The following is an 11882-nucleotide window of genomic DNA, read 5'->3' as shown; positions in this document are numbered from 1 at the left end:
TGCCTCGGATTCGGCCCGTCCTCTTACGCCAAACGGGTCCGCAAAGCACGCTCCAAGGCGTCAAACAGGGCATTTTCGTCCGGGGTCGCGGCCACCAGGACCTGCGATGCCCCGGCATCACGCAGCACGCTGGCGACCGTCTCGGACAGGCAGCATTGCGGGATCGCCAGTGCCGAGATTTCGACGCCTTCGTCCCGGGCCGCGTCCAGGAAGGCCCGCGCGCTGCGCCGGGAGTAATGCAGCACCGCCTCGATACCATGCGCGGCAAAGCCGTCGCAGACGTCGCGCGGCAGAAGCTTGACCGGGGTCATACGGTAGGTCGTCTGAGTGACCACGCTAAACCCTTCCGCGCCGAGCTCGCCGCCGAGATCCCGCGACAGGTCGGCGCCCGCAAGATAAAGCAGCGTACTCTTTTTCTTCAGCACCTTGTCGCGCGCGCTCTGCATCACCTTGTCGCGCAAGGACGCGGCATCGCCGCCGGCGACGATCACATCCGCAAAGCCGACTTCGCGCGCCACGGCAGCCGTGTGCTCGCCGACCGCGAACAGCGGCAGCTCCACGAGGCCGAGGTCCCGCAATTGCGGCGCGACGGCGCGGATCGCATTGGCCGACGTCACGATGATGGCGCTGTAGCCCGCCTCGCTCTCGTCATGGAAAGCCACCGGCTCGAACTTGAGCACCGGCGCGAGCAGCACCACATGTCCCCGCACGCGCAGATTTTCCGCCGTCGCCTCATTGTCGGGATGCGGCCGTGTGACAAGAATGGACATCGCTTGTGTTCCCGGACCACGTGGCGGTGACGCATTCGAGGGATGGCTGCGCGTGACGATTGCGCAAGCCGACCCCGGAATGCTACCGCGTTACCAGAACTCTGCTTTACGGATGAGCGCAAGGGCGCAAATTGGATAACAATTCGCCAATGCTGGTACTGGGCATCGAGACCACCTGCGACGAGACCGCCGCGGCCGTGATCGAGCGCGCGCCTGACGGGAGCGGCAGGATCCTGTCCAATATCGTGCGGTCGCAGGTCGAGGAGCATGCCCGCTTCGGCGGCGTCGTGCCGGAGATCGCGGCGCGCGCCCATGTCGACGTGCTCGACGGCATCATCGACCGTGCCATGCACGAGGCCGGCATCGACTACGCCCAGCTCGACGGCGTCGCGGCCGCTGCGGGACCGGGCTTGATCGGTGGCGTCATCGTCGGGCTCACCACCGCGAAGGCGATCGCGATGGTGCACGACACGCCTCTGGTCGCGGTCAACCATCTCGAGGCGCATGCACTGACGCCGCGCCTGACCGATGCGATCGAATTTCCTTACTGTCTGTTCCTCGCCTCCGGTGGCCACACCCAGATCGTCGCGGTCACCGGCGTCGGTCAATATGTGCGGCTTGGCACCACCGTCGATGACGCGATCGGCGAGGCCTTCGACAAGGTCGCGAAGATGCTGGGCCTGCCCTATCCGGGCGGCCCGCAGGTCGAACGCGCGGCGGCGAACGGCGATGCGGCGCGCTTTGCTTTCCCGCGGCCGATGCAGGGACGTCCCGATGCCAACTTCTCGCTGTCGGGCCTGAAGACGGCAGTCCGCACCGAAGCGAGCCGGCTGGCTGAGATCACGCCGCAGGACGTCAATGATCTCTGCGCAAGCTTTCAGGCCGCTGTGCTGGATTCCACGGCCGACCGGCTGCGGGTCGGTCTCCGGCTCTTCCGCGGCCAATTCGGCGCGCCGCGCGCGCTGGTCGCGGCCGGCGGCGTCGCCGCCAATCAGGCGATCCGCGGTGCACTGTTTGACGTCGCCAGCGAAGCGCAGACGCAGCTGATCATGCCGCCGCCCGCACTCTGCACCGACAATGGCGCGATGATCGCCTGGGCCGGCGCCGAACGCCTGGCGCTCGGCATCACCGATACGATGGAGGCACAGCCGCGCGCGCGCTGGCTGCTCGACGCCAACGCCACCGCGCCCGCAGGCTACGGCAAGACGCGGGCGGGATACTAGCAATGACCGCGTTCCAGTCCGTCGCGGTGATCGGCGCGGGTGCCTGGGGTACGGCGCTGGCGGCGGTGGCCGCACGTGCGGGGCGGAACGTGACATTGTGGGCGCGCAACGCGGAACACGCCGCGCGGATCGCATCGACCCGCAACAATCCGCGACTGCCGGGCGTGCAACTGGCGCCCGAGATCGTGGTGACGAGCGAGCTCGCCCTGGCGGCGCGCGCGGACATGCTGCTGATCGCGACGCCGGCGCAGCATTTGCGCGGCGCGGTCAACATGCTGGCCTCGCACGTCACGAAGCCGGTGCCGATCATCGCCTGTGCCAAGGGCATCGAGCACGGCACCCACAAATTCATGACCGACGTGATTGCGGAGGCCGCACCGCATGCGCAGCCAGCAATCCTGTCGGGCCCCAGTTTTGCCGACGACGTCGCGCGCGGCCTGCCGACGGCAGTGACGCTGGCGGCAAAGGACGAGGACTTGGCGAGCGCCCTGGTGCAGGCCCTTGGCTCGGCGACCTTCCGACCCTACCACACCACGGATGTCCGCGGCGTCGAGATCGGCGGCGCGGCCAAGAACGTGCTCGCGATCGCCGCCGGCATCGTGGTCGGCCGCAACCTCGGCGCCTCCGCGCTCGCCGCTTTGACGACACGCGGCTTCAGCGAACTCGCACGGCTCGGCCGCGCCTATGGCGCGCGCACCGAAACGCTCTCCGGCCTCTCCGGCCTCGGCGACCTCCTCCTCAGTTGCTCGACCGCGCAGTCGCGCAATTTCGCACTCGGTATCGCGCTCGGACGCGGAGAAGCTGCCCCCGCCGGCAAGCTGGCGGAAGGAGCATTTACCGCGCCGGTGCTAGTTGAACTCGCGGGCGCAGGGAATGTCGACATGCCGGTCTCGCAAGCGGTCGCTGCCATCCTGAACGGTCAGCTGACGATCGACGCCGCGATCGAGGGATTGCTGACTCGGCCGTTCAAGGCCGAGGAGTAAGGCGACCTCGGCATCTCAGGTAGCACTTCACGGCCTGTACACGCTGGTCTAGCCTGGCGGCACACCGCAGGATCCCGGTCCAACAACAACGAAACGGATCCCAGGGGAAAACGCATGCGCAAACCGCATCGCGCGATCGTTTCGATCGCCATCACCACACTTGCCGCCATGACATTACCCGTCGCTGCCTACGCCCAGGCGGCGATCTCCTATAACGAACTCGCCAAGAACGAGGCGGCCGCCAATGCCGACAACGGCAAGCGGGTCGCACCCGTCAAATCGATCGCCAATCCCTCCAACGACGTCAGCGCCGACATGCAGGCCATGATCGGCGCGCCGTTTCCGCCGCATTTCAATGCCGACCCGAAAACCCCTGCGGAATGGAAGGAGCTGATCGACCGCCGCGCCAAGCTGGCGATCGCCGGGATCCCCGCGATGAAGGAGAAGCTCGGCGTCAAGGTCGAGGAGACCAAGATCGCCGGCGTGCATTGCTTCATCGTCACGCCGAACAGGATCGCGCCCGAAAACCGGCGTCGCCTGCTCGTTCATGTCCATGGCGGCGGCTATGTGTTCGGGCCGGGCGAAGCCGCACTGCCGGAAGCGATCATGATGGCGGGCTTTGGCGGCTTCAAGGTGATCTCGGTCGACTACCGCATGCCGCCCGATTTCCCCTATCCCGCCGCGATGGACGATGCGATGGCGGTCTGGAAGGAAGTCACCAGGGATCACGATGCCCGCCGGATGGCGATCTTCGGCACGTCGACGGGCGGTGCCATGACGCTTGCGATGGTGCTGCGGGCGAAGGACGAGAAGCTGCCGAAGCCGGCCGCCATCGCACCGGGCACGCCCTGGGCCGATATCGACAGGATCGGCGACACCTATGCCAGCAACGAGTGGGTCGACAACGTGCTGGTGACCTGGGACGGCTGGCTCGGCCGCGCCGCAAAACTCTATGCCAACGGCACAGATCTGAAGAATCCCTACATCTCGCCGATCTACGGCGACTTCAAAGGTTTTCCGCCGACCATCCTGACATCGGGCACGCGCGATCTGTTCCTGAGCAACACGGTTCGCACCCATCGCAAATTGCGCCGCGCCGGCGTGATCGCCGACCTCAACGTCTATGAAGGCCAGTCTCACGCGCAGTACCAGTTCAACATCAATGTGCCGGAGACGAAGGAGGCATTCACCGATATCGCAAAATTCTTCGATCGATATCTGAAGGAGTAAGTCGCGCGATGGATAGCGGATGCCCGCGCTTGTCGCAGGCATCCGCGTGGCTGTATGGTCGCGGCACGAGAGGCGCGCATATCCGGGAATGAGGCAGGTTGCGATGAACTATTGGCTGGTGAAATCCGAACCATCGGTGTGGTCCTGGGACCAGCAGGTCGCGAAGGGCGCCAAGGGCGAGGCCTGGACCGGCGTGCGCAATTACACGGCACGCATCAATCTCGTGAACATGAAGAAGGGCGACAAGGCGTTCTTCTATCATTCCAACGAGGGCAAGGAGATCGTCGGCATCGCGGAGATCATCAAGGAGGCCTACACCGACCCCACCGACAAGACCGAAAAGTTCGTCTGCGTCGACATCAAGGCCGACAAGCCCCTGAAGACACCGGTGACGATGGCGGCGATCAAGGCCGAGAAAAAACTCGCCGACATGGCGCTGGTGAAATATTCACGACTCTCGGTGCAGCCGGTGACGGCCGAGGAATGGAAGCTGGTTTGCAAGATGGGCGGGATGTAGGCCAGCTGTCGTAGGCCGGATGGAGCGAAGCGCAATCCGGGACATCGCAAACGCAGCCCGCCCCCCGGATTTCGCTGCGCTCCATCCGGGCTACGATATCGGAGCTTGCGTCTCCGGCAGCGTGAGCACCTCGCATGGCGAGGCGATGCCACGCAGCTTGTGCAGTCCGAGCGCGACCAGGGGCATGTCCGTCTCGGCGGCGAGTGCGCCCGACACCAGCACGGTCCTGCCGAGCGGCTTGCACAGGCCTTCGAGCCGGCTGGCGAGATTGACGGCGGGACCGATCGCCGTGAAGTCCAGCCGATTGGCGGCGCCGATATTGCCCCAGAGCATCTCGCCGAGATGAAGCGCGGCACCGAACGCGAGCGGCGGCAACCCTTGCGCGCCGCGCTCGGCATTGAGATACGCCATCCCGGCTTCGGCTGCATCTGCCGCGCGCAGAGCGGCCTCGCAGGCGCGACGCGGTGACGTCTCGACCACCGGAAAGATCGCCAGCATGCCGTCGCCGATGAATTTGAGCACCTCGCCGCCGAAGGCATGAACGGCACCGGCGATGCGATCGAACCAGGCATCGAGCGCCGCGATGACATCGGCCGGCGGGCTGGCTTCCGATAAGGTCGTGAAGCCGCGCAGATCCGCATAGAGCAGCGCAGCCTGGATGGTCTCGCCGAGGTCGCGCCGCAACGGCGCCGCCAGCACCCGCTCGGCGCTGCGCTTGCCGAGATAGGCCTCCAGCGTGGCCCGCAACGTGGCGCGCCCAGCGAGCACGGCGAGCGGCGTCGCGGCAAAGCGCGCGGCCTGGCGCAGTTGCTCGATTTCGCCAGCCGTGAACGGACGCGGCCCGATCCAGCCGAGCAACGGCCCATCGCGCCCGACAACGTCTTCATGGACTTCGCCGCCTGCGATGTCGCGCAGCCAGCGGCGGCCGGCATCGTTGGGCAAATCGGGCGCGAGCCCGCCGGGCGCAAAGCCAAGCGCCTCGATCACCCGGCCGTTGTCCGCCCGCCACAGCCATGTCCGCTTCGCGATCAACGGGTGCGGCACCTCCAGCGTCAGGCTGCCTGCCGCAAGCGGCACACCATCGGCGAGCAGGTGCGCGCCGAGTTCCGCGAGCAGGCGATCGGCGCCGGGACTATCCGAGGCGGCATCGACGAGCCAGGCGAGGGTCGGAGAAAGTTGCATCAGACGATGATGGCGAAGGTCGGCGGTGTTTGTCACGGGCAATCCTTGACGGGCTGCTTTGGCGCCGCCATGTGCCAGTATCAGCCCAGGGATGATCGCCGATGACCGAGCCGTTCGTATTGCGACGCGAGACGCAGATCGCAGCCCCGCGCGCCACCGTCTTCGCCTATTTGACCGATCCTGAGAAAATCCTGAGCTGGATGGGCTCGGATGCGACCACCGAGCCGCATCCCGGTGGGCTCTATCTGCTCAAGGGAATCGGCCCGCGTGCCAGCGTCGCCCGCGGCGCGTTCCGCGAGGTCGTGCCGGTGCATCGCCTGGCCTACACGTTCGGCTGGGAGGGCGGCCAGGAGGTGCCGCCCGGCTCGAGCCTGATCGAGATCGACTTGATCGAACGCGACGGCGGCACGCTGCTGCGCATGACCCATAGCGGGTTGCCGACCGAGGAACAGGTGGCCGCCCACGCGAAAGGGTGGGCGCATTATCTGGCACGGCTCACAAACGCAGCCGCTGGCCGCGATCCCGGTCCGGACAAGGGTCTTTCGGACAATATGTAGCGATGCGGCGGGTTACACCGCCGCGGTCGCGACCACCTGCTGCAACAGCTGCTCGCGCCGGGCCTGCGAGCGCTGGCCCTTCATCGTTGCCGCGAAACGCTCGAGGATGCCGTCCTCGAAGGCGGTGACGATGGTGTCGTGCACGTAGCTCTTGCGGCAGATCGCCGGCGTATTGGAGAGCTTGTCGGCGGCGGCGCGGATCGCATCCAGCACCTGCTTCTTGCGGCCGCGCTGGCTGGTCGCCGGCGTGATCCGCGACAGCGATTCCACGACGACGGCCGAGGCCATCAGCGTGCGAAAATCCTTCAGCGAAATCTTGATGCCGGCGATCTCGCGCAGGAACGCATTCACCTGCGTGGTGCTGACCGCGCGCACGATGCCGTAGGCATCGCGATACTGGAACATGCGCTTGCCGGGAACGCCGTTGAGGATGCCGATGGCGCGCACCAGCTTGGCCGCGTCGCACTCCTTGCGCACCGCCTTGCCGCCCTTCGCCTTGAAGGTCAGCACGAAAGAATCGTCCTCGAGCGTGACGTTCGACTTCAGCATCGTGGTCGCGCCGCGGGTGCCGTTGAGGCGGGCATAGGATTCGTTGCCGGGACGGATCGCGGTACGCGCAATCAGCTCGATCACCGCCGAAAGCGCGAATTCGCGCGTCGGCTCGTCGCCCGACAGGAACGCCGAGACCTTGCGCCGGATCTTTGGCAGCGCGCCGACGAGCTTTTCCAGGCGATGTGCCTTGCGGTGCTCGCGGACCTTCTCCCAGTCGGCGTGATAGCGATATTGCAGCCGGCCCGCGGCATCGCGACCGACCGCCTGAAGATGCGAGCTCGGATCGGCCGAGTAGCGCACCTCGCGATAGGCCGGCGGCACCGCCATGGCGTGGAGCCGGCGGATGGTGCGGGCGTCGCGGATATGGGCGCCGTTGGGGCGGACGAAGGAATAGCCCTTGCCGCGGCGGATGCGGCGGATGGTCAGCTCGTTCTGGTCGCCGAGCCGCAGGCCGAGTTCCTTGGCGAGCGCCTCGACCGCCGCCGGGGACGCGGAATCGAACACCTTTTTGGGGCTGGGACGGCTGGAACCGGCCGGTTTCGGCCATTGTCCGAGGGCTTTGGCCAGCGCAATGGCAGCAGGATCGGCCGAGGCAGGCCGCATCGTCCCGAGATTCTGCTGATCCATCATAGTCTTACGCCTTGGCCCTGTCTGGTACCGTTCAATGCCGCTGTTCTGATGTTTGTTCCAAGCCTCGCCTGGAGGGCCTCTTTGGACCCGGGTTAGCCACTTAGGGTGTTCCGAACCGCATTGCGAGTCCCGAATCAGTGAAAAGCGGTTTCTAAATACCTCCTGCGACGCATGGGCGCCCTGCGCAGGCCCATTCCGGAGATCTGGGTAAAGAGCCCAAAACCTCCGCCGGCCTGTTTCAGATTTGCGACAGCCGGCCTTTGCCGCTTGATTTCCCGCATGGCCGGCCGATCACCGAAGGTCCAGCTTGTGCTCCTTGTCGGGTCCGGTTAGCCCGACGCATAATCGGTGCAACGATCAAGTCGGCTTGCGCATCGCCAGCGTTTGGCTTGCCGTATGTGGAGGGAAACATGTCCGAGAAGATTTACGACGTCCCCGCGGAATGGGCCAAACGGGCCTGGGTCGACCAGGCCAAGTACAAGGACATGTACGCCCGCTCGATCGCGGACCCGAACGCCTTCTGGGCCGAGCAGGCCAAGCGCGTCGACTGGATGCACGCACCGACGAAAATCGAGAACGTCTCCTTCGCGCCCGGCAACATCTCGATCAAATGGTTCGAGGACGGCATCCTCAATGTCGCCCACAACTGCATCGACCGCCATCTCGCCAAGCGCGGCAACCAGACCGCGATCATCTGGGAGGGCGACGATCCCTCGCAGTCCAAGCACATCACCTACAAGGAGCTGCACGACGAGGTCTGCCGGATGGCCAACATCCTGCGCACCCGCAACGTCAAGAAGGGCGACCGCGTCACCATCTACCTGCCGATGATTCCGGAAGCAGCCTACGCGATGCTGGCCTGCGCTCGGATCGGCGCGATCCACTCCGTGGTGTTCGCAGGCTTCTCGCCCGACAGCCTCGCCCAGCGCATCAACGACTGCCAGTCCAAGATCATCATTACCGCGGACGAAGGCCTGCGCGGTGGCAAGAAGGTGCCGCTGAAGGCCAATGTCGACGCGGCGATCGCCAAGGCCGACGGCGTCGACTGGGTCGTCGTGGTCAAGCGCACCGGCGGCAAGATCGACATGAACCCGACGCGCGACCTCTGGTACCACGAGGCGGCCGCCATGGTGACGACCGAATGCCCGGTCGAGCACATGCACGCCGAGGACCCGCTGTTCATCCTCTACACGTCGGGCTCGACCGGCCAGCCCAAGGGCGTGCTGCACACCTCGGGCGGCTATCTCGTGTTCGCGTCGATGACGCATCAATACGTGTTCGACTATCACGACGGCGACATCTACTGGTGCACCGCCGACGTCGGCTGGGTTACCGGCCACAGCTACATTCTCTACGGGCCGCTCGCCAACGGCGCGACCACGCTGATGTTCGAGGGCGTGCCGAATTACCCGGATAATTCGCGATTCTGGAACGTCATCGACAAGCACAAGGTCAACATCTTCTACACCGCACCGACCGCGATCCGCGCCTTGATGCAGTCGGGCGACGAGCCCGTGAAGAAGACCTCGCGCGCGAGCCTGCGCCTGCTCGGCTCGGTCGGCGAGCCCATCAATCCGGAAGCCTGGGAGTGGTATCACCGCGTCGTCGGCGACGACCGCTGCCCGATCGTCGACACCTGGTGGCAGACCGAGACCGGCGGCATTCTGATCACGCCGCTGCCGGGCGCGACAAAACTCAAGCCGGGTTCGGCAACGCAGCCGTTCTTCGGCGTGGCGCCCGAGATCGTCGACGCCGACGGCAAGGTGCTGGAGGGTGAGACATCAGGCAATCTCTGCCTGACCCGTTCATGGCCGGGCCAGATGCGCACGGTCTATGGCGACCACGCACGCTTCGAGCAAACCTATTTCTCGACCTACAAGGGCAAGTACTTCACCGGCGACGGCTGCCGCCGCGACGCCGATGGTTATTACTGGATCACCGGCCGCGTCGACGACGTCATCAACGTCTCCGGCCATCGCATGGGCACCGCGGAAGTCGAGAGCGCGCTGGTCGCGCATGAGAAGGTGTCGGAAGCCGCCGTGGTCGGTTATCCGCACGACATCAAGGGCCAGGGCATCTACGCCTATGTGACCCTGATGGCCGGCGTCGAGCCGAGCGACGAACTGCGCAAGGAACTCGTCACATGGGTCCGCAAGGAAATCGGCCCGATCGCGGCACCTGACCAGATCCAGTTCTCGCCCGGCCTGCCCAAGACCCGCTCGGGCAAGATCATGCGCCGCATCCTGCGCAAGATCGCCGAGGACGAGCCGGGCAGCCTTGGCGACACCTCGACACTCGCCGATCCCGCGGTGGTCGACGACCTCGTGAAGAACCGGCAGAACAAGAAGTCGGCGTAGGAACGGCCTCGTGCCCCGGACGCAGCGCAGCGCTTCTTCAGCGGTGCGCTGCAGAGCCGGGGCCCATCTATCCACGAAAAGAAGAAGCTGGGTCCCGGCTCTGCGCAGCAGCGCAAGAGCGCTGCAGCGCGTCCGGGACACGAGACTGCCTTTCGCGCCAACGTCGTCCCAAACAAACCCCCGTTCACGCCCTCACGCACTTGTCAGGACGGACACCGGCGCGGCGGCATCTTTGCCGCCGAGTGTTGTTTTCAAGTCATTTACTTTGTTTCGAACATTTCCTTTGTTCCCCCTGCTGGCTGGCCCTCGGCGGCCGTGCGTGGAAACCATCCGGTTAACAGGTGCGGTTAAGAATCTCTGGGCGAGCGGGCGATTGCCGGTTTTTGCGTCATTTTGAACGATGGGAAATATCGATGTCGATGAAGGTTGCTGTGGCGCTGGCCGCCACCATCGGGGCAGGGGTCTTGATGTCGACGGCTGCCGAGGCGCGGCCGGAAATGGTGGGAACGCACGTCGCCAACTATTCGCCCGGCACCATCGTGGTCAAAACCAGCGAGCGCCGGCTCTATCTCATTCTCGATGACGGCCACGCCGTGCGCTATCCGGTCGGCGTCGGCAAGTCCGGCAAGCAGTGGGCCGGCACCACCCGCATCGACGGCAAGTACCGTAATCCGGCCTGGTCGCCGCCCGCCGAGGTGAAGCGCGACAAGCCGCAGCTTCCCGACGTGATCCCGGGCGGCTCGCCGCACAATCCGATGGGCGTTGCGGCGATGACGCTGGCCGGTGGTGAATATGCCATCCACGGCACCAACGTGCCGGGTTCGGTCGGCGGCTTCGTCTCCTATGGCTGCATCCGCATGCTCAACGACGACATCACCGATCTCTACAGCCGCGTCTCCGTCGGCACCACGGTGGTCGTGGCGCGCTGATCGTCGCAACCCAAACAGAGTTTGAAAGAGCCGCGTTTCGACGCGGCTTTTTTGTTACCAGAACCGCCAGCCGCGCGTGCACCAGCCGTCGCGATGACCGCCATTGTAGCTCCGCGCGAAGCCACCAGCGAGCATCGCCGCCGAAACGTTCGCGGTCCGTCTGGTCGCGACATCGGCGAGAACGCGCCCGTATTTCTCCGAGCCGAGATTGTAGATGGTGACGCCGCCCTGGCCGAGCAGATTGCGCAGCGCCCCGGTGGCCGCTTCCGCCTTGTCCAGCTCGTCCTGGCAGGACGCCTTCATCTCGGGCGCATCGATGCCGCGCAGACGAATCCGTGCGACGAGATCGCGCCCGTCGCGTTGATGCACGCGCGCGAGAAAAGTGTCGCCATCGATGGTGCGGATGACGTCGATCGGCAGGCGGCTGTCGGGATTGCCGGACTGCTGCAGGATGATCTCGGCATCCTGCGCGCGCTCGTCAGCCGGATGCGGAATCCGCCAGTCGGTGCCGTGCCGGAAGGTCAGCACGATCGCCATGACGATGCCGACCACGAACATCCAGGGCAACAGCCCGGAGAAGCGACGGCCAAACGGCGAACCGCCGAACTGCGGCCGATAGGAGCTATCTGGATCGAAGCGCGGCATCCGCGCACGCTAGGGCTGAGTCGGCCAAATCGACAAGTCAGCTTGAAAAGACCAGCGTCTCAGAAATCCGAAGCGATGCCCTTGCGCTCCCAATCGCCGTAGCGCGTCGGCTCAGGTCCCTTCGGCCCCTGCAACTCCTTCGGTGCCGCCTCGGCATGAACAGCGGCGGCTTGCCGGCGCGCCTCGGCTTCGGCCAGCGCGCGCTGGGCGGCCGGCGGCAACGGTTTGCGATCGGGAGCGGGAGGCTGGTCGTTCATAATCCGGGTCCTAGCGCAGGATCGCGACATGCGCGACGTCCAATTACGCA

The 11882-nt window shown here is 65.6% G+C and carries 12 protein-coding genes; 7 read left to right on the top strand and 5 right to left on the bottom strand.

The window, feature by feature from the left end; genetic code table 11:
• Nucleotides 1-23: 23 nt before the first annotated feature.
• The gene (locus NLM32_RS01630) at nt 24-770 is read right to left on the bottom strand and encodes a uroporphyrinogen-III synthase (RefSeq protein ID WP_254127484.1); all 747 of its coding nucleotides are present in this window, start codon (nt 768-770) and stop codon (nt 24-26) included.
• A gap of 149 nt (nt 771-919) precedes the next feature.
• Here NLM32_RS01630 and tsaD point away from each other — a divergent pair, with 149 nt between their 5' ends.
• From tsaD to NLM32_RS01610, 4 genes are all read left to right on the top strand, one after another.
• The gene (gene tsaD / locus NLM32_RS01625; protein WP_254127482.1) at nt 920-1993 is read left to right on the top strand and encodes a tRNA (adenosine(37)-N6)-threonylcarbamoyltransferase complex transferase subunit TsaD; all 1074 of its coding nucleotides are present in this window, start codon (nt 920-922) and stop codon (nt 1991-1993) included.
• Nucleotides 1994-1995: 2 nt separating this feature from the next.
• On the top strand, nt 1996-2976 hold the full coding sequence (locus tag NLM32_RS01620; RefSeq protein ID WP_254127481.1) for an NAD(P)H-dependent glycerol-3-phosphate dehydrogenase: 981 nt from the start codon (nt 1996-1998) through the stop codon (nt 2974-2976).
• 114 nt (nt 2977-3090) lie between these two features.
• On the top strand, nt 3091-4206 hold the full coding sequence (locus NLM32_RS01615) for an alpha/beta hydrolase (protein WP_254127479.1): 1116 nt from the start codon (nt 3091-3093) through the stop codon (nt 4204-4206).
• 103 nt (nt 4207-4309) lie between these two features.
• Nucleotides 4310-4723 carry an EVE domain-containing protein gene (locus NLM32_RS01610; RefSeq protein ID WP_254135182.1) on the top strand — a complete coding sequence of 138 codons (414 nt, stop codon included), beginning with the start codon at nt 4310-4312 and terminating at the stop codon, nt 4721-4723.
• Nucleotides 4724-4813: 90 nt separating this feature from the next.
• On the opposite strand, the gene NLM32_RS01605 is transcribed toward NLM32_RS01610, so the two are convergent.
• Nucleotides 4814-5905, bottom strand: a complete 1092-nt coding sequence (locus NLM32_RS01605) for an adenylate/guanylate cyclase domain-containing protein (RefSeq protein ID WP_254135181.1) — start codon at nt 5903-5905, stop codon at nt 4814-4816.
• Nucleotides 5906-6006: 101 nt separating this feature from the next.
• On the opposite strand from NLM32_RS01605, the gene NLM32_RS01600 reads away from it, so the two are divergent.
• On the top strand, nt 6007-6462 hold the full coding sequence (locus NLM32_RS01600) for an SRPBCC domain-containing protein (RefSeq protein ID WP_254127477.1): 456 nt from the start codon (nt 6007-6009) through the stop codon (nt 6460-6462).
• A 12-nt stretch (nt 6463-6474) separates the two neighbouring features.
• Here the strand turns inward: NLM32_RS01600 and NLM32_RS01595 are convergent, their stop codons facing one another.
• On the bottom strand, nt 6475-7644 hold the full coding sequence (locus NLM32_RS01595) for a DNA topoisomerase IB (RefSeq protein ID WP_254127475.1): 1170 nt from the start codon (nt 7642-7644) through the stop codon (nt 6475-6477).
• A 410-nt stretch (nt 7645-8054) separates the two neighbouring features.
• Between NLM32_RS01595 and acs the strand changes: the two genes are divergently transcribed.
• Nucleotides 8055-10001: an acetate--CoA ligase gene (gene acs / locus NLM32_RS01590; RefSeq protein ID WP_254127473.1), complete on the top strand. Its 1947-nt coding sequence runs from the start codon at nt 8055-8057 to the stop codon at nt 9999-10001.
• Nucleotides 10002-10414: 413 nt separating this feature from the next.
• Entirely contained in the window at nt 10415-10930 is a 516-nt protein-coding gene (locus tag NLM32_RS01585) for a L,D-transpeptidase (RefSeq protein ID WP_254127471.1), read from the top strand.
• Between the two features lie 54 nt (nt 10931-10984).
• Here NLM32_RS01585 and NLM32_RS01580 read toward each other — a convergent pair whose 3' ends face one another.
• Both NLM32_RS01580 and NLM32_RS01575 read right to left on the bottom strand, forming a co-directional pair.
• Complete coding sequence (locus NLM32_RS01580; protein ID WP_254127469.1) at nt 10985-11575, bottom strand: thermonuclease family protein; 591 nt, start codon at nt 11573-11575, stop codon at nt 10985-10987.
• Nucleotides 11576-11634: 59 nt separating this feature from the next.
• A complete protein-coding gene (locus NLM32_RS01575) occupies nt 11635-11832 on the bottom strand; it encodes a DUF1674 domain-containing protein (RefSeq protein ID WP_254127468.1) in 198 nt (65 codons plus the stop codon).
• Between the last annotated feature and the right edge of the window lie 50 nt (nt 11833-11882).

It is taken from the genome of Bradyrhizobium sp. CCGUVB14 (assembly GCF_024199935.1).
In the GTDB taxonomy this organism is placed as follows: domain Bacteria; phylum Pseudomonadota; class Alphaproteobacteria; order Rhizobiales; family Xanthobacteraceae; genus Bradyrhizobium.
This window is presented reverse-complemented; position numbering and strand designations above follow the sequence as displayed.